The organism is Fusobacterium ulcerans (assembly GCF_003019675.1).
In the GTDB taxonomy this organism is placed as follows: Bacteria; Fusobacteriota; Fusobacteriia; order Fusobacteriales; family Fusobacteriaceae; genus Fusobacterium_A; species Fusobacterium_A ulcerans.
Genome location: NZ_CP028105.1, coordinates 3,013,759 through 3,032,184 on the forward strand (window position 1 = coordinate 3,013,759; position 18,426 = coordinate 3,032,184).

20 protein-coding genes and 1 pseudogene are annotated in these 18,426 nt (G+C 28.7%); 9 read left to right on the forward strand and 12 right to left on the reverse strand.

Annotated elements, in window-relative coordinates:
* The first annotated feature begins 315 nt into the window (after positions 1 to 315).
* Positions 316 to 603, forward strand: a complete 288-nt coding sequence (locus C4N20_RS13870) for a hypothetical protein (protein WP_005977532.1) — start codon at positions 316 to 318, stop codon at positions 601 to 603.
* A gap of 96 nt (positions 604 to 699) precedes the next feature.
* On the opposite strand, the gene C4N20_RS13875 is transcribed toward C4N20_RS13870, so the two are convergent.
* On the reverse strand, positions 700 to 1,146 hold the full coding sequence (locus C4N20_RS13875; protein ID WP_005977530.1) for a hypothetical protein: 447 nt from the start codon (positions 1,144 to 1,146) through the stop codon (positions 700 to 702).
* A 179-nt stretch (positions 1,147 to 1,325) separates the two neighbouring features.
* Here C4N20_RS13875 and nfo point away from each other — a divergent pair, with 179 nt between their 5' ends.
* From nfo to C4N20_RS13890, 3 genes are all read left to right on the forward strand, one after another.
* Positions 1,326 to 2,198: a deoxyribonuclease IV gene (gene nfo / locus C4N20_RS13880; protein WP_005977528.1), complete on the forward strand. Its 873-nt coding sequence runs from the start codon at positions 1,326 to 1,328 to the stop codon at positions 2,196 to 2,198.
* Between the two features lie 19 nt (positions 2,199 to 2,217).
* A complete protein-coding gene (locus tag C4N20_RS13885; protein ID WP_005977526.1) occupies positions 2,218 to 2,724 on the forward strand; it encodes a nitroreductase family protein in 507 nt (168 codons plus the stop codon).
* A gap of 120 nt (positions 2,725 to 2,844) precedes the next feature.
* Positions 2,845 to 3,528, forward strand: coding sequence for a DinB family protein (locus tag C4N20_RS13890; protein ID WP_005977524.1), 684 nt, complete (start codon positions 2,845 to 2,847; stop codon positions 3,526 to 3,528).
* 86 nt (positions 3,529 to 3,614) lie between these two features.
* On the opposite strand, the gene C4N20_RS13895 is transcribed toward C4N20_RS13890, so the two are convergent.
* Positions 3,615 to 4,157, reverse strand: a complete 543-nt coding sequence (locus tag C4N20_RS13895) for a hypothetical protein (RefSeq protein ID WP_005977522.1) — start codon at positions 4,155 to 4,157, stop codon at positions 3,615 to 3,617.
* A gap of 135 nt (positions 4,158 to 4,292) precedes the next feature.
* On the opposite strand from C4N20_RS13895, the gene C4N20_RS13900 reads away from it, so the two are divergent.
* A complete protein-coding gene (locus tag C4N20_RS13900) occupies positions 4,293 to 4,973 on the forward strand; it encodes a pseudouridine synthase (RefSeq protein ID WP_005977520.1) in 681 nt (226 codons plus the stop codon).
* Positions 4,974 to 5,015: 42 nt separating this feature from the next.
* Positions 5,016 to 6,017: a tyrosine-type recombinase/integrase gene (locus tag C4N20_RS13905; protein WP_005977518.1), complete on the forward strand. Its 1,002-nt coding sequence runs from the start codon at positions 5,016 to 5,018 to the stop codon at positions 6,015 to 6,017.
* Positions 6,018 to 6,651: 634 nt separating this feature from the next.
* On the opposite strand, the gene C4N20_RS13910 is transcribed toward C4N20_RS13905, so the two are convergent.
* From C4N20_RS13910 to mnmL, 6 genes and pseudogenes are all read right to left on the reverse strand, one after another.
* The gene (locus C4N20_RS13910) at positions 6,652 to 7,560 is read right to left on the reverse strand and encodes a PhzF family isomerase (RefSeq protein WP_005977516.1); all 909 of its coding nucleotides are present in this window, start codon (positions 7,558 to 7,560) and stop codon (positions 6,652 to 6,654) included.
* Positions 7,561 to 7,659: 99 nt separating this feature from the next.
* Complete coding sequence (locus C4N20_RS13915) at positions 7,660 to 8,445, reverse strand: family 1 encapsulin nanocompartment shell protein (protein ID WP_005977514.1); 786 nt, start codon at positions 8,443 to 8,445, stop codon at positions 7,660 to 7,662.
* 16 nt (positions 8,446 to 8,461) lie between these two features.
* Positions 8,462 to 8,821: a ferritin-like domain-containing protein gene (locus tag C4N20_RS13920; RefSeq protein ID WP_005977512.1), complete on the reverse strand. Its 360-nt coding sequence runs from the start codon at positions 8,819 to 8,821 to the stop codon at positions 8,462 to 8,464.
* Positions 8,822 to 9,007: 186 nt separating this feature from the next.
* Positions 9,008 to 9,832, reverse strand: a complete 825-nt coding sequence (gene nagB / locus C4N20_RS13925) for a glucosamine-6-phosphate deaminase (protein WP_005977510.1) — start codon at positions 9,830 to 9,832, stop codon at positions 9,008 to 9,010.
* A gap of 39 nt (positions 9,833 to 9,871) precedes the next feature.
* Entirely contained in the window at positions 9,872 to 10,573 is a 702-nt protein-coding gene (locus tag C4N20_RS16750) for a MurR/RpiR family transcriptional regulator (RefSeq protein ID WP_425319928.1), read from the reverse strand.
* 6 nt (positions 10,574 to 10,579) lie between these two features.
* Positions 10,580 to 11,488, reverse strand: a pseudogene (gene mnmL / locus C4N20_RS16755) (tRNA modification radical SAM protein MnmL/YtqA); the annotation flags it as partial.
* A gap of 308 nt (positions 11,489 to 11,796) precedes the next feature.
* Here mnmL and C4N20_RS13935 point away from each other — a divergent pair.
* Complete coding sequence (locus C4N20_RS13935) at positions 11,797 to 12,642, forward strand: DMT family transporter (protein ID WP_005977506.1); 846 nt, start codon at positions 11,797 to 11,799, stop codon at positions 12,640 to 12,642.
* On the opposite strand, the gene C4N20_RS13940 is transcribed toward C4N20_RS13935, so the two are convergent.
* The 4 genes from C4N20_RS13940 to C4N20_RS13955 form a co-directional block, all read right to left on the reverse strand.
* Complete coding sequence (locus tag C4N20_RS13940; RefSeq protein WP_005977504.1) at positions 12,635 to 13,345, reverse strand: 2-phosphosulfolactate phosphatase; 711 nt, start codon at positions 13,343 to 13,345, stop codon at positions 12,635 to 12,637. The two genes, C4N20_RS13935 and C4N20_RS13940, sit on opposite strands and share 8 nt — an antisense overlap.
* A gap of 219 nt (positions 13,346 to 13,564) precedes the next feature.
* On the reverse strand, positions 13,565 to 14,290 hold the full coding sequence (locus C4N20_RS13945) for a basic amino acid ABC transporter substrate-binding protein (protein WP_005977502.1): 726 nt from the start codon (positions 14,288 to 14,290) through the stop codon (positions 13,565 to 13,567).
* 42 nt (positions 14,291 to 14,332) lie between these two features.
* Positions 14,333 to 15,061 (reverse strand): amino acid ABC transporter ATP-binding protein, encoded by a 729-nt coding sequence (locus C4N20_RS13950; protein ID WP_005977500.1) that lies wholly within the window; start codon positions 15,059 to 15,061, stop codon positions 14,333 to 14,335.
* Complete coding sequence (locus tag C4N20_RS13955) at positions 15,054 to 15,764, reverse strand: amino acid ABC transporter permease (RefSeq protein WP_005977498.1); 711 nt, start codon at positions 15,762 to 15,764, stop codon at positions 15,054 to 15,056. The genes C4N20_RS13950 and C4N20_RS13955 overlap by 8 nt, the downstream gene beginning before the upstream one ends.
* Before the next feature lie 494 nt (positions 15,765 to 16,258).
* Here C4N20_RS13955 and asnA point away from each other — a divergent pair, with 494 nt between their 5' ends.
* Both asnA and C4N20_RS13965 read left to right on the forward strand, forming a co-directional pair.
* Positions 16,259 to 17,242, forward strand: coding sequence for an aspartate--ammonia ligase (asnA, locus tag C4N20_RS13960; protein ID WP_005977496.1), 984 nt, complete (start codon positions 16,259 to 16,261; stop codon positions 17,240 to 17,242).
* Positions 17,243 to 17,506: 264 nt separating this feature from the next.
* Positions 17,507 to 18,421 carry an AEC family transporter gene (locus C4N20_RS13965; RefSeq protein WP_005977495.1) on the forward strand — a complete coding sequence of 305 codons (915 nt, stop codon included), beginning with the start codon at positions 17,507 to 17,509 and terminating at the stop codon, positions 18,419 to 18,421.
* Positions 18,422 to 18,426 lie beyond the last annotated feature (5 nt).

Consider the following 18,426-nt stretch of genomic DNA (forward strand, 5'->3'; position numbering starts at 1 on the left):
ACACGAATTACAATATTAAGTCAATAACTTAATTCAATTTTTTTATCTTTATTTGAATTATTGTGTTCTGATAAAATATTATTTTAAAAATTCCCGAAAAATATTTTTGTTTTTTAAAAGAAAGAATAATCTCCTTTAAAGTAAATTTTTTAACCATTTGTTTTACAAAAAAATGTAACTAAATATTTTGATATTATTTACAAAAATGAAAATAAATGTTATTATACAGTTAACATTTATATATTTGAGAAATTAGTAAACTTTACTGTTTAATACTAGTATAAATATAAAAAATTTCGTAATAGGTGATGTGCCATGGTCGTAAAAATAACAAAAGTGAAAAATCATTTAGAAAGCAATTTTGAATTTACAGTAGAAAATTTTGAAAAAGAATTAAATGATTTAAAAAGAGATTATAAAATAAAAAATGTTACTAACATGGAAGAACTAATAATTGAAAAGATCAAATTTTTTCACTACCTTGAAGAAGGAAAAGCAGAAAATCCTTTAGTTATAAAAGATTCTGATAAAAATGGCGGAATTCTTGTTATGCTTACAGGAAAAGATAAAGAAATTGTTTCTTATATAATAAATACTATATAAAAAGCTCTCATATATACGAGAGCTTTTTATATTACTAATTTTATTCAAGTTAACCATTATGATTTTTAATTGCTGTAAATAAAGGTTTTTTAAGAATTAGTTAGATTGAGCCTGTCCGTCATTAGTTCCTTCTACACTCTCTATTTCTTGAACTTCTACTTGTTCTTCATAAGGATTTGGAGTAGGAGTTTTTATTTTCATTTCAAGAGATGTAAGAGCTTCTTTCATTGTTCCAAATGTTTTTTCAATTTCTTTTGTTAATTTATCCTGTTCAGCTTTATTTTTTATATTAGCTACTTCTTTTTTTGCAGCATCTTCTTTAACCTGAATTTCAGATAATAATTTTTGTATTTTATCCTCTGTTTGAGCTTCAGTCATAGTAGAATCTTTAACTATACTTTCTTGAAAAGCTGCAAAATCTTTTTGAGTTTCTGTCATAAGTTTTTGTACTTCCTGATTAGGTTTATCATTTCCACATCCAGCAAGGACCAAAGCTGATAAAAGAGAACCTGCGATAATATAATTTAATTTTTTCATTTTCATATAAATTTCCTCCTAATTATTAATTAATTCCTTATATTATAAGTATTCGCTAAAAAAAACAATTTCTTTTTATTTATAATAATTTTTTTTAAGGTTATTATAATTTTAATCATCTCTTTTATTTTGCTGTATAAAATAGTATAATATATATGGAAAAGATTTAAAGAGAAAGGAACGATATGAAAAGAACAAGAGAAGAAAAAATTGCGAGAAAATTTATAGGTGCTCATGTCAGCACAGTAGGTGGACCTTTCAACGCTCCTAAAAATGCAAAAGAAATAGGAGCAAGAGCCTTTGGAATGTTTGTTAAAAATCAAAGAAGATGGGAAGCCAAGCCATTAACTGATGAAGACATAGAAAAATTCAAAAAAGCTTTAAAAGAATACAGCTACACTAATGAGTATATACTTCCTCATGACAGTTATCTTATAAATCTAGGTTCAAAAGATGAAGAGAAGAGAGAAAAATCTCTAAACGCTTTTATTGAAGAGATAAAAAGATGTGATCAATTAGGATTGAAATACCTAAACACTCACCCTGGAAGCCACCTAAATGAAATAACTGAAGATGAATGTATAGCTAATATAGCAGAATGTATAAACAAAGCTATTGATGCTACAGAAAATATAGTTATTGTACTGGAGAATACATCTGGTCAAGGTTCGAATATGGGATATAAATTTGAACATTTAGGAAAAATTATTGAAAAAATAAAAAATAAAGAAAGAATAGGAGCTTGTATTGATACTTGCCATACAATAACTGCTGGGTATGAATTAAAAGATGAAGCAGGTTATAAAAAAACTATGGATGAGTTTGAAAAATATGTTGGTTTTAAATATCTTAAAGGAGTACATCTTAATGACTCTAAATTTGATACTGGAAGTAAAAAAGATAGACATGACAGTATAGGAAAAGGAATATTAGGAATGGAATTTTTCGAAAGATTTATGAATGATGAAAGATTTGATAATATCCCTATTATATTGGAAACTATTGATAGTTCTATCTGGAAAGAAGAAATAAACCTTTTATATAGTCTTATCAAATAAATTCTAAGGAGGAATATATATGGATTTTTTAAGCAGAAGAACAATAAGAAAATTTAAAGAAAAAAAAGTAGAAAAAGAAGTGGTAATGGAGCTTATGAAGACTGCATTAGTATCTCCTAGTGGTAGAAATAGAAAGCCGTATGAATTTGTAGTAATAGATGATAAAGAAATAATAAAAAAATTATCTGTAGCTAAAGAAAGTGGAGCAACATTTGCAGCTGATGCACCACTTATGATAGTTATACTAGGGCATGAAAATCCTACTTGGGATGACGATTGTGCTATTGCCAGTACTATAATTCAATTAAAAGCTCATGATTTAGGACTTGGATCTTGCTGGATACAGACTAAAGAAAAAGTAGACAGTGAAGGGAATGCAACTGATGAAAATATCAAAAAGATTCTAGGAGCTCCATCAGAATTAAAAGTTCATAATATGATGGCTTTAGGATATCCTGATGAAGAGAAACCTGCCTATACAGATGCTGATGTTGATATGGCAAAACTTCATTTTAATAAATTCTAATTCTATGATAGTTTCAAGCTGAATTTAATTTAAAATTGAATTCAGCTTTTTTATTTACTTTTATTATTTGAAATAAAATGATAAAATCTATATAACAACTTCAACAATAAGGAGAGATTTATGAGTATAGCATCAGATTGGAATATACAGCAAAAAAATTTAAAAGAACTTATAAGCAAAAAAGAAACTTTTGATAGTGCAAAAGAGCTTTATCTCTCTATGCACAAATACCTTCATTTTTCTGATATTGATGACACCTTAATGAATCAATTATGGAAAAGCCTTGATACAAAAGATTTTTCTATTATGCCAACAATTAAAGATGTAACTATTGCTTGGAATATCTGGCATATAACAAGAATTGAAGATCTTACTATAAATATACTTCTTAATGAAAATAATCAGATATTTAACAAGGAGTGGAAAAAGAAGCTTAATGTAGAATTTACTGATACTGGAAATGCAATGACTGATGATGAAATAATGGAATTAAGCAGGAATATAAATATTGATGTATTAAAAGAATATAGAAAAGCTGTAGGAAATCAAAGTCAAAATATACTTTCAAAACTTGTATTTGAAGATATGAAAAGAAAAGTAGAAAGTAAAAACATTGAAAAAATACTAAAAGAAGGTGGAGTAACCACTCATCCTGATTCAATATGGCTTTTAGATTTCTGGGGAAGAAAAAATGTTGCTGGAATAATACTTATGCCTGGAACCAGACATCAAATAGGTCATTTAAATGATTGTATAAATCTCAAAGAAAAAATTGATAAGAAAAAAGATTATTATAAAAGTTAAAAGAGGATAAACTCAAATTTAGACTTAATTTTAGAGACTAATAAATTACTAAAATTATATTTCTATTTATGAGTTATCCTCTTTTTTTATCTTGATAGTTTCTGCAATGACTTTAAAATCATCTTATTTTTCTGCATTTTTTCAAATTTAGTTAATAACCAGTTAAGCTCCTGGTCGTTAATATTAAGCTCGTCTTTTACATAACTCTCTAGCTTTTCTATTTCCTGCGGCAAAAGAATAGGTCTTGTAGAGCTGTTTATCTCTTCAACAGTTCCTTCCCCTTCAAAGAAAAGAAGCACTTTTTTCCAGTTTGATAATAAGTCGGTTTTTCTTAACAGCATGATAGACTTATAGTCAAGCTGTGGAATTTCTTTATAGCCTTTTCTTTTTAGAAAAGTCTTGATTTCATCGTCTTTTTCACTGGCTAAAATAACCTCTCCAGCTTTCTTACTGTTCATTATTTTAGGAAGTCTTTTTACCTTGTTTTTAGTTCTAAGATATTTAGATAAAGGAATAGTTTTCACTTCATTGTAAAATTCACAGACATATTCATTGAATGTCATACCATCTGGAATTTGATTATTTTCTATAATTTCAATCATTTCATCAATTTTAGTAAAGTTTATCATAGTTTCAGAATCTCCTATCTTTTCAAAATAATCTCGTATCAATTATAACATTTATAGAAAGATTTTAAAAGGAAATTTGAAACTTATCAAATAATATGTTAGTATTTAATTATGAATAAATTAACTGGAGGAATAATGAGATTAGATAAATTTTTAACAGAATGTGGACTTGGCAGCAGAAGAGAAGTAAAAGAACTGCTTAATACAGGAGAAATAACTGTAAATGGGGCAGTGGCTGATAATCCGCAAATGAATATAAAAGAGAATGATGATGAAGTTTTTTATCAAGAAAGAAAGCTTGAATATAAGAAATTCAGATACTATATACTGAATAAAAAAGCTGGGTACATAACTGCTGTAGGAGATGCAAGAGATCAGACAGTTATGGATTTGTTGCCTGACTGGGTAATAAAAAAAGACTTAGCTCCTGTTGGAAGATTAGATAAAGATACTGAAGGGCTTCTTCTGCTGACTAGCGATGGAGCTTTAAATCATAAACTGCTGTCTCCAAAAAATCATGTGGAGAAAACTTATTACGCTGAACTTGAAAAAGAGATTTCTGAAGCAGATTTAGAAAGATTAAGAAATGGAGTAGATATAGGAGGATATATTACAATGCCGGGAAAGGCAGTAAAAATAGATTCTTGTAAAATCCACCTGACTATAAAAGAAGGAAAATTCCATCAAGTAAAAAAAATGTTGGAAGCAGTAGGGAATAAAGTTACATTTTTAAGAAGAGTTTCTTTTGGAAAATTAAAATTGGAAGATTTAGAACTCGGAGCTGTAAAAGAAGTAAGTATAGAAGATATTATATAATTTTCTTAATTTATTTAATAGGACTTTTAAAAAGAGGTAGAAATGGATATAGTTAAAAGAGAAGAAACCGGAGTAGCAGTCAGTCGAAGAAAGAAAAGAAACAAAGAAGAACGTAAAAGTATTTTTGAAATATATCGTTCTCAAAAAACTCTTAAAGATTATATGTTCTATCTTAAAGATTTTCTCAATTTCGTATATGAAGGAGAGGAAGGAATAAGAGCAGAAGAATTAATCGAACTGATGAAAGATGTAGAAAAACAAGATGTGGAAGACTATATCGCTTACTTGGTAGAAGACAGAAAGCTAAAGAAAACATCTATAAACAAGATAATTTCTTCATTAAAATCTTTATATAAGGAAATGGAAAAAAATGGTTATGAAAATCCATTTAAATATGTAGAACTTTTTAAAGTGTCAAGAAATATTGATAATGTACTTAAATTATCTTTCGAGGACATAAAAAAAATTATAGGACAATATCAAATAAATGGAGAAAAGGACTATAGAAATGTAAATATTTTATATACATTATTTTATACTGGAATGAGAAGTCAGGAATTAATCAATCTTAAATTCAAGCATATACTAGAAAGAGAAGGGAACTATTACATAAAATTGGAAGAAACTAAAAGTGGAAGAGAGCAATATAAATCTGTCCATGATATCCTTATTAAAAAATTGAAAGAATATAAAGAATATCTCCAGTCTCTTTACAATATAGATGACAGCGATATAGAGGATCACTATGTCTTTAGCAGCTCAACAGAAAAAAATACTCAACTTTCATACAGAGCACTTTATGATCTAGTTCAAAATATGGGTAAATTAATTGGTAAAGATATCAGTCCACATAATGTACGTCATGCTGTGGCAACAGAACTTTCTATTAATGGAGCAGATATTTTAGAGATAAGAGATTTTCTTGGTCATGCCGATACAAGAGTAACAGAAGTTTATATAAATGCTAAATCAATTTTAGAAAAAAGAGTTTTAGAAAAACTTCCTGTCTTTTCTTCTTTAGAAGATATTGATGAAGAAAAATAGTCTTATAATTTGAATTAAGAAAAATTATAAAATTTTGCTGAAAATTATTCAGAAAAAGAAATTTTCTTAAATAATTTCGATTTTATCACTTGCGAAAGCATCAGCCTATTAAGTCACATTTTTTATAAAATTAGCTCTTATTTCATGCGATTAATTACAAAATAATTTATTATTATCCGAATAAAAATTATTTGAATAATTTTACCACATATAATTAACATTATATGTGGTTTAGTTATTTGAAATAACATTGTAAAAATTATTTTAAATAATTTATAAGGAATTTTATAATAAAAAGAGATATCAGAAAATTATTATTAATTTTGTGGAGAAATTTTATTTTCCAGCGATATCTCTTTTTTATTTTTTCTATTAATTTAATTCTTATAAAAAGTCCTATAGTTTTTCTTAAAAAATAATTGAATTTTTCTTCTTGTCATTTTTTTCTTTAAGAATTTTTAAAGAAAATTTTTAAAATTTAATAATTTTTTCATATTTTTCTTAATAAAAATTATAGGTTGTTTATAAAAGCTACTTTCAAAAAAAAATTTTATCTAAAACATAAATCTCATTTTTATATATTGATAGAATTTTTTAATATAATAAGTAAAAAATAATTTTAGATTGAAACATTTTACAATTCTATTTCAGTTTTAAAAACTACAGTTGCTGTTCCAGATACTTGAACTTTTACTGGCTCGCTATTTTCTATATGAACATTTACATTTATTGTTCCTTCTCTATCTATAGACATTCCCTGCTTAGCAGAAAATTTCAAATTATCATTTTCAATTTTTACCAAATTATATTTTACTATATATGCTCCCACTGGTCCATTGGCATTCCCAGTTACTGGATCTTCTTCTATACCTATGGCTGGAGCAAACATTCTTCCTTTCAAAAGAATATCTTTTTCTTTGCTGTCAAAAGTAAATACGAAATATCCATTACAATTTATAATATCGCTCAGTTTATTGAGTTCTTTCATATCAGGTCTCAAATTATGAAGCTGTTTATAGTCTTTTATTCCTATCATTACTTTAGAATGCCCTGTTGAAACTATCTGTACAGGAGCTGCTGTTATAAGATCATCATTGTCAATTCCTAAAGCAGAAACTAATCTGTCTAAATTCTTTCCATTTATAATATCTCCGAATTCTACTTTTCCCTGTGTCATAATAACATTATAGCTATTATCTATTGGTTCTATTTCCACTGGAAGTATTCCTGCACCTGTTTTCTGTCTGATACAAGTTTTTTCTTTGAAATTATTTTCTAAGGCAATGACATAATGTGCTGCTATAGTAGCATGACCACAAATTGGAACTTCTCTTAAAGGAGTAAAAAATCTTACATGAACATCGTATTCCTTTGAATCAGATGAAAAAATAAAAGCTGTTTCAGAATTGTTTAATTCTCTTGCTATTCTCTGCATATCCACTTCAGTTAATCCATCAGCTTTATAAACTACTCCAGCTGGGTTTCCAAAAAACTTCTTATTAGAAAAAGAATCAATTTGATAAATCTTATAAGTATTTTTCATAGTTCCTCCTGAGTTCTTTTAGTTGATTAGATTATAGCATTTTACTTCAAAAAATAAAAGAACCAGAATATCTCTATCCTGGTCCATAGTTATTGATTTTTATTTAAATAAAACTATCAATGCTGGGTCTAAAACTCTAAATGTAAAGCTTTCAGTTATAAAAAGTTCTACAGCAGTTTCATTATGATTTTGATATCCTAGTGCATAATCTTCACCAATTATTAGTTCAATATTCTCATCATCAAATGGAAGAAGTATTGCTCCATCTATTGATTTGCTTACTATAATTTTATGTCCTAATATTTTTTCTAATTTTTCTGGTAATGAATATTCTTTAACTACAGTGTTTAAATAATACCATTTTTCATTACTTACAACTAGTACATAAGGTTTTTTAGCAAAAGCAGCATCTAATTTTAAAACACCATCAAATATAGCTTTTAATGTCTCATCAGTAGTTTTTCCAAAATCTAAAGTTTCATAACTACTTGATTTGTAAATTCCATCTATTTGTCCATCTTCAAGTCCTTTAAATATAGCGTCTTCTTCAAATTTAGCAGCTTTTTTAACTCCTTCATCCAAAGAACTATAATCTACATCCTTTGCTCCTCTTTCGATATTATCCAATTCCCATCTATTTAAAGGGAAGCAGATTCTTGATTCAGTAAGAGGTTGTACTTTATATACTCCATATTTTACATCATCTTTAGTTTTTACTTCCATTCTTCCAGTAGTTACAGAAGTTACTTCTCTTCCTAGTGGTCCTGTTACTTTTACAAATTTTCTAGCTGATAATTCTTTTGATAGTACTGCTGTTGCTCTTTCTTCTATTTCTTTCCACCCATTAGCTGTAATAGGTGCTAATTCTCTTTTTAAAAAGTCCATATATATTACCTCCCGATTATTTTAAGTTTCCAATTTTTAATGAAGAAGAAGATTGTGCTCCTTCTCCAGCAGTTGCTTGTGCTTCGATATCTTCCAATGATCCTTCTGTAAATAAATAATCTTTTAATTCGTGATCAAATTCAGGAATAGTTCTTCTTAGCCACTCTATAATCATAGCAGCATGTTCAATTTCTTCATTTCTGTTATGTATCATAAGTTTTCTTAATTCATCATCAGTAGCAAGTTCTGCTCTTTGGTTGTATACATCTACTGCGTCTAGTTCCTCTCTAAGACTTTCAATTGCTCTAGTTATATCTTTTGTATTGTTACTCAATGACTTCATGCTCTCTTGCATTGCTTTCATAGCTTCTACCATAATTCTTACCTCCAATTTATATTACATTACTAATAAACTCTTATATATATTATTCTACGGTCTGAATAGAAATCCTTTAAAAAAAATAAAAAAATAGACTTGAAATTTTCATGATTCCAAGTCCATTTATTTTAATTAAAAATTATTTTTATAAATTATTAATTTTTGTTATAACGCTCTATAAAACTATTTGGCGTTATATAAGTCAGCAAGCATTTTATCAGTATCTAAGTTATTTTTTTCGATATCTTTGAAATATCTATAAGTTCCAACTTTTAATTCTGCACAAGCTGCTTCATCTGAAACTATTATTCCGCATCTGTGTAATTGAAGAGCAGAAACAGTCCACATATGATTAACTCCCTCTTCCACTCCATAATGAAGTGCTCTTGCTTTATTATGACCAGTTACCATAATAAGAACTTCTTTAGCATCAAGTATTGTACCAACTCCTACAGTCAATGCTAATTTAGGAACTGCATTTATATCTCCACCAAAGAATCTTGCATTAGCAACTATTGTATCCATAGTCAGTTCTTTATCTCTAGTTCTTGAAGTAAGAGAAGATCCTGGTTCGTTAAAAGCAATATGTCCATCAGGTCCTATTCCTCCTAAGAACAAATGAATACCTCCATATGATTTTATTTTATCTTCGTATCTTTGACATTCAGCATCATGGTCTTCAGCCATTCCATCAAGAATATTTACATTTTCTTTTTTTATATCTATATGATTGAAAAAGTTAGTGAACATATAATGATGATAACTTTGATCATTATCAGGTGTCAATCCTACATATTCATCCATATTGAAAGTAACTACATTTTCAAAAGAAACTATTCCATCTTTATTTAATTGTATAAGTCTTTTATACATTTCTAATGGAGTACCTCCAGTAGGAAGTCCTAATACAAACGGTCTTTCTTTTGTAGGTTTAAATTCATTAATTTTTTTTGCTACATATACAGCAGCCCAATCTCCAACTTTTTTGTCTGTGATGATAACTCTCATAATACCCTCCATATGATTTTATTTTAAAAATCTTATTAATTAGCTTAGTTTAAACCCTTTTACAAGTTCGATGGCATTGAAAATATAATCTTGTAAATCTTCATTTTCTAGCATAAGTTTTATGTAGATCATATCTATTACTGTTAATTGTGATATTCTTGGAGATAAAGCTGTTGCTCTGAAATCACTTTTCATTTCTACAGTGCTTAATTTTATATCTCCCAATTCCCTTATAGGACTTTGTACTACACTTGTTAATGTAATTATTTTTACTTTTCTATTTTTAGCAGCTTTTGCAAGATTAAATACTTCCAAAGTTTTTCCACTATGAGATATTACAAAGAGAACATCATTTTCATTCATTGTAGCTAGATAGCTCAACTGCATATGAGTATCATTTTCAAATAAAGTCTGTTTTCCTAATTCTAAAAGTTTAAAATGAAAATCTTTAGCCACTATTCCTGAAAATCCTACTCCTGCAAGCATTATCTTTCTAGCTTCAGATATCATTTTTACAGCTTTTTCTAATTCTTTGAAATCTGTTATTTCATAAGTATTATTCACAGCCATTGTATTTTCAGTAGCCACTTTTTTTCCAATTATCTCAAAAGTATCTGTAGGCTTAATCTCTTCATGCATAATATTTACATGTGATTCAGCTTTTCTATTTCCGATATCCTGACTAAGTGAAAGCTTAAAATCAGGAAACCCTTTGAATCCTAACTTTTTAGAAAACCTCACAATATTAGTTCCCCCTTGATATATATTCTCTGCTTTCATTTCTTTTTCAATACTATTTAAAACATCTCTTTTATTAAGGCTCCACAATGGTGCAGCTAATGTTTCTTTATTTCCATCACCTGTCAGTCTGTGGATAACTATATTATACGATATATTTTGCAATATTTTAACTACTTTTTTCACATATTCTTCTTTTTTTTGTATTTTTAATTCATTTTCCTTATAAAATTTCTCTAATTCAGTATTTTTTATAATGTGCAATAAATGTATTTTTATTCCCCATGTTCCACATTTTTCAGAATATACAGCAGTATTCAAAGGATCATCTTCCTCTTCTCCTGGAAGTCCTACAATTATATGAGTAACAAATTTTATATTATATTTTTTTAATTTTTCAGCTGCTTCTTCATATGTCTTTAGAGGATACTGCCTATTAATAATTTTTGCAACTTTTTCATTAATAGTTTGCAGTCCTAGTTCTATCCATAAAAAATATTTATTATTTATTTCGTTCAATAATTCTATTATATTATCTCCTAAACAGTCTGGTCTGGTAGCAATAGCCAACCCTATTACCCTTGGATGAGAAAGAGCTTCATAATATATTTTTCTTAAATATTCAACATCCCCATATGTATTAGTAAAATTTTGAAAATACGCTATAACCTTTCCTGAAGGAAATTTATTTTCTATAAGTTTCAGCTGCTCTTCTATCTGTTCAGTGATAGATAATCTTCTGCTTCCTGCAAAATCTCCACTTCCGCTTTCACTACAAAATATACACCCTTTAGTGCTTAAAGTTCCATCTCTATTTGGACAAGTAAAACCTCCATCTAAAGAAACTTTATATATTTTTTCACCGAAAGTATTTTTGAAATAGTTATCCAATGAATTATATCTCTTCTTGCTGCTCATTATTATTCCTTTCTAAAATTGAAAACTTCTTTATTATATTGTAATAAATTTTCAAGAAAAAAGAAACACTATATTTTGTTTTTTATTAAAGTTACACTTTAAATAAGAATATTGTAAAAATAATTAATAAAATGTTTCATATTACTCCAATAGTATATTATAATGTAGTAACAGCAAAAAATTACATAATAAGAAATTTGGAGAAAAGGAAAATAGTCAAACAAAGGATTATATAATAACAAATTTAAAAATACAATAATCATTGATATAATTTTAAATAAAAATGATAGATAGCATAGGAGGAACAAATGAACAGGCAGCTAAGGGCAAATTTCTTTGTAGGGTTAGTAGCTTTATTTTGGGGATCTACTTACTTTCTAACCAAAATAGGAATAGGATTGCTGGAGCCTTTTAATCTCACTTCATTAAGGTTTGGAACAGCTTTTTTAGTAACAGCTTTATTTTTTTATAAAAGAATATTAAAAGCCGATAAAGTAACTTTTAAATATTCCATCATCTTGGGGATACTTGCATTTATCTCAGTATTGAGTATGACCATAGGAGTAAAATATACTAGTGCTTCTAATGCTGGATTTCTTATAAGTCTTTCAGTAGTCATGATTCCAGTGATATCAGTTATTTTTTTAAAGAAGAAAATAAAATTTAAATTGCTTATAAGTGTTATTTTAGCAACTATCGGAATAGTTCTTCTCACTTTAAATGATCAGCTTACTGTCAATAAAGGAGATCTTCTATGTATTATTTGTGCTCTGGCTTTTGCTCTGCAAGTTTTGGTTATGGAAAGGATTCCTAAAGATGCTGATTCAGTAGCAATAGGTGCTTTGCAAATGGGAATAGTAGGAATATTAAATATGATAATTTCATTGGGTACTGAGAGTTTTAAATTTCCTCATGATATAAAAATATGGGGGGTTATAATAATATTAGGAATATTCTGTACAGCGATATGCTATATCATGCAGATATATGCCTTGAAAGATACAAGTGCCATACAGGCAGGAATAATTTTATCCCTTGAACCTGTATTTTCAGCACTATTTGCCTATATATTCCTTGGAGAACTTCTCTCAATGAAAGGTTATCTAGGAGCAATTCTATTATTTATAAGTGTTATTTTAGCTGGAGTTATTTAGTTATAACTCCATTTTTATATTCAGGAACAATATCAAACATATCCATAGTGAAGCAATGATTCATATCTCCATAAAAACCTATTGTTTTTAGATATTCAAAATGCTTGCTTCCTTCAAGCGTCTCCTCTATACCAAGAGATGTTTCAGCTAATCTTTTCATAGCAAGGCTGATATCTGTAAGCTGAATATCTCTGTTTTTTTCTTTTACTCTTCTTATTATTTCTCCAGCACATAATGCATCATCCAAAGAAAAATTATTATCAGTACCAGAACAAATTATTACAGTATCATCATTTTCTTCTAATATTTTTTTAGCTACACTTTCTACATTTAAGAAGGCTGCTATAAAAAGTTTTTTAGAACCATTTGCAGAATTTTCAATAGCTCTAGTTCCATTACTTGTTGTCATAAACATATCTTTTCCTGATACAGCTTCCTTAGTATATTCCAATGGGGAATTTCCAAAATCAAAACCTTCTATCTTTAATCCTTTTCTCTCTCCACCTAAAACAAAAGATTTAGACTTTTTTGAATTTTCCAACACACTTTCAATATCTTTATAAGGATATACTGCCTTTGCTCCATTTGCCAGAGCTGTTATCATTACACTTGTTGCTCTGAGTACATCTATGATTACCACAATTTTATCTTTTATTTTTTCAGGCTGTATATCTGCTGCTGTTAAAATTATATCTATTTTCATCTCTCTTCTCCTTACATATATTTATATAGTAATTATATCACTTTTATCAAAAAAATGAAGAGAATGAGGGAAGAAATAAAAGTATAAAAAATAAACAGCCTCAATCCTAGAGATATAGAACTTCAGCTGTTTAAAATTTTTATATTATTTAAGTTAAACATTTAATAGAATGCACAGTGTCATATTAACTTTTCTCATCCTCTTAAAATTATATGGTTCTTAGTTAAAATATTTTTGAATAAGTTTGTCATAAGTTCCATTTGCTTTAATTTCACTTAAAGCTTTTTCAACTTTTTCTAAAAGTGCTTTATCATTTTTTCTTACAGCAATAGCATATTCTTCCTGCTCTGCATCTGCATCAGCTAAAACTAATCCTTTATTTTGAGCAACATAATTTTTAGCAGGCTCAGAATCCAATACAATAGCTTCAACTTTTCCAGCTTGAAGAGCCATTATTCCTGCATAAGCAGCATTGAATCTTTCAATTTTTACTCCATCAATTTCACTGACTACCATATCTCCAGTAAATCCAAGCATAACCCCTACTTTTTTACCTTTAAGATCAGCAAAAGATTTTATAGAATCATTTCCATCTTTTACTATAATTACTTGACTGGCAGTATAATAAGGTTGTGTAAAAGATACAGTTTTCATTCTTTCTTCATTGGCAGTCATTCCAGCTATTACCAAATCAACCTTTTTCATTTGAAGTGCTGGAAGCAGTCCATCAAATCCCATATCTACTATCTTTATATCTGCATCTACAAGTTTTCCAATTTCGTGAACTAAGTCCATATCAAATCCTGTTATTTCTCCATTTTCAAGGTATTCAAATGGTGGAAATTCTGCATTTGTTCCTACATATATTTTGTCCTTTGCCAGTGCTGTTGCTGATACTGATAATACCATACTTCCTATTAATAATAATTTAAAAAACTTTTTCATAATTTACCCCCTCCTTATATCTATTATTAAACTATATATTTCTTATTTATTCAAGACTTTCTCTAAAAATTCTTTTGTTCTTTCATGTTTTGGATTATCAAACAGCTCAGCAGGGGTAGTATCTTCTAATATATCTCCTCTATCCATGAAGAATAATCTATTTGCAACATTTCTTGCAAATCCCATTTCATGTGTTACTATAAGCATTGTCATTCCCTCTTTTGCCAGTCCTCTCATAACATCCAAAACCTCTTTAATCATTTCTGGGTCAAGAGCAGATGTAGGCTCATCAAAAAGCATTACTTCCGGTTCCATGGCAAGAGCTCTCGCTATAGCAATTCTTTGTTTCTGTCCTCCAGATAATTGATTAGGATAAGATGCTGCTTTCTCTCTCAATCCTACTTTATCTAATAGTGCCATTGCTTTTTTATCTGCCTCATCTTGAGAATAACCTTTCAATTTCATAGGTGAAAGAGTAAGATTTTCTAAAACTGTTTTATGTGGAAAAAGATTAAAATGCTGGAATACCATTCCCACTTTTTCACGTACTTTGTTAATATCAGTTTCTGAAGCCATAAGATCTTTACCTTTAAAATATATATGACCAGCTGTTGGTTCTTCAAGTCTGTTCAGGCATCTAAGGAAAGTAGATTTTCCACTTCCAGAAGGACCTATTATTGCTACAATATCTCCCTTATGTATTTCTGCACTTATATTTTTTAATACTTCTAATTTTCCAAAGTTTTTATATAAATTAGCTACCTTAATCACTTACCTTCAACCCCTTTTCTATTCCTCTCATGAATTTAGTAAATACAGCTGTTAATATTAGATATATCAGACCTACTGCCAGTAAAGGCTCTACTCCTCTGTATGTTTGGCTTGTAATGATATTTGCAGATCTCAATAAGTCTACTCCACCAATAAATCCTACTATAGATGTTTCTTTCAACAAAGTAATAAATTCACTTACTAGTGCTGGAAGTATTTTCTTTATAGCTTGTGGAATAATTATTTCTTTCATTGCAATACCATATGGCATCCCCAGAGCTCTTGCAGCTTCCATCTGTCCTTTGTCCAGTCCTTCTATACCAGCTCTTATTATTTCAGCAACATATGCTCCAGAGTTGATTCCGAAAGAAAGTCCAGCTATAACAAGTATAGGTGTATCTCTCAATGCTCCTACGAATATTAGGTTAGCAAGTATCATAAGCTGTACAACTGCTGGTGTTCCTCTTATAAGGTCTACATATGCAAATGCTAATGATGATAATGGATTAAATTTCTCCCATCCCTTTTTATGTTTTAATGGATAAAAATGCGACAGTTCCATAAGAGCAATAAATATTCCTAATAGTACTCCAATTAATGCTGCCAACATAGTTGTTCCTATAGAGAAAGCCAGACCATTTACAATATACATGTATCTGTTTCCTCCTAAAAAAATATCTTTTAGTAATGCTAAATACTCCATTTGTTCCCCCTTCATTATATTTAAATTTTTATTTTTTTTATAAAAAAAGTACAGCCTTCAAAACAGGTCTGTACTTAAACTCTTAAAAAAACAAAATCAATAGATAAATATCTATTGACCATTCTCATTCTATACTCATGGAAACATATTAAAGAATAAAGATAATTTCCAATCTTTTCAAAGAAAGTTTAATTTTGATCAGCCAATTTTAAAGATAAGGTGATATTCAATTTTCTATTAGTAGATTCCTTATCCTATTATTCCTGAATTTCATTTTACTTTCTCCCTTTAACTTAGTTACTTTATATTTTTTATTATTATACGCCATTACTTTTAAAAAGTCAATTCTTTTATTATGATACTATTTTTTTAATAAAATATTTTTTTGAACTTTTTTTTCATTTTTTATTATTTGGTATTGACATTGAACTAAAGTGGTGATATCATAGTAAATTATATTGAAGTGATAATAATTTAATAAGGAAGTGATTAGAATGAGTTACAAATCAAAATTAGACATCAGGCAGACGGAGGTCGCAATCAAACAAGTAAAAGATTTCTTTGAAAGGGAATTGGCTAAAGAACTAAATTTAACAAGAGTTTCAGCTCCATTATTCGTTAAACCAGAAAGCGGATTAAATGATAATTTGAATGGAATCGAAAGACCAGTAAGTTTTGTTACAAAAGCTGGAGATAAAGCTGAAATTGTTCACTCTTTAGCAAAATGGAAAAGAATGGCACTTCACAATTATAACTTCAATATAGGAGAAGGACTATACACTGACATGAATGCTATTAGAAGAGATGAAGATACAGATTTCATCCACTCATATTATGTTGACCAATGGGATTGGGAAAAAATAATAGCTAAAGAAGACAGAAAAGAAGAAACATTGAAAGAGATAGTTTCTGGAATATATGAGGTATTCAAAAAAACTGAAGATTATGTTAATTCGCTATATCCTGAACTGGACAAAAAGATACCTGAAAAAATAACATTTATTACTGCTCAGGAACTAGAAGATAAATATCCTCTGCTTACTCCAAAAGAAAGAGAACATGCAGCTGCTAAAGAATATGGTGCTGTGTTCCTTATGAAAATAGGAGGAACTCTTAACTCAGGAGAAAAACATGATGGAAGAGCACCTGACTATGATGACTGGGAATTAAATGGAGATATAATTCTTAACTATGAACCTTTAGGAATTGGATTAGAGCTTTCATCTATGGGAATAAGAGTAGATGAGGATTCATTAGTAAAACAGTTGGAAATATCTGGCTGTGAAGACAGAAAAGAATTGGATTATCATAAAAAGCTTATTAACAAAGAGCTTCCATATACAGTTGGTGGAGGAATAGGACAATCTCGTATCTGTATGTTCTTCCTTGACAAACTTCATATAGGAGAAGTTCAAGCTTCTATGTGGCCAAAAGAAGTTCATGAGATCTGTAAAAAATTAAATATTCACCTTTTATAAGAATTTTAATAATTGTTTCATATTCAAAAAAGTTGATTAATTAGGCTTATTTCACTAAAAATCCAAAACTCGTTACACTCAAACAGTTGTATTTTTCAGCGTTCAATTTCGCTGTATTAATCTAACTTTATCTCATAAATTACACAATTATTTAAGTTTTATAATGCTAAGATAAAGATAAATGTCCTCTCATTTAATTGGGAGGATTTTCTTTTGTAAAGAAATATGGTAAAATATTCTGATAAAACTAAGGGGGAGAGAAAATTGATTACGTCTATTTTATTGAAACAAATAATCACAATGTTTATGCTTATGGGGGTAGGTGCTGCACTTTATAAACTAAAATTCATAACGGATCAGGGAGCAAAGGAATTTGGAAATGTTCTGCTTCGTATAATTATACCAAGTGTTATTGTGAAATCATATATAGTGGAATTTACTCCAGAAAAATTCAGAGATATGTGGATGTCTACTGGCCTTGCTCTTTTGGGACTTCTTCTGGCAATGGGTATCTCTGCCTATGTTTATGGAAAAAGAAAGCCAATTGAAAACTTTGCTTCTTCATACTCTAATGCAGGATTCATTGGAATTCCATTGACACAGGCAGTTTTTGGAAGTGAAGCAGTATTTTATGTAGCTGCTTATGTTACTCTTTTAAATCTATTTCAATGGACTTATGGTGTATTTGTAATGACTGGAGAAACTGAGAATATAAAGCCTAAAAATCTGATTGCTAATCCAATGCTGCTAAGTATGATAATAGGACTTATAATATTTCTTTTCTCTATACCTGTACCTGAAACAGTTGTGACTACAATAGGTTTTCTTGCTTCAATGAATACTCCTGTTGCTATGCTGGTATTGGGAATATTTCTTGCTAAAGCTGATATAAAAGATATTTTCTTTGATTACAAGATTTATCCATGTATGGCTATGCGTCTTTTAGTTATTCCATTGATAACTTTAGTAGTATTTTATTTCTTACCAATAAAGAATACTACTATGGTAATGTCGGTTCTTATTGCTGCCTGTACTTCTGTTGGTGGAAATATAGTAATCTTTGCACAGCAATATGATAGAAATTATTTACTTGCTATAAAAACAGTTTGCTTGAGCACTATTCTTTCTATTGTTACAATACCATTATTTTTTATGGTTGTACAAATGTTATATATGTAGAAAAT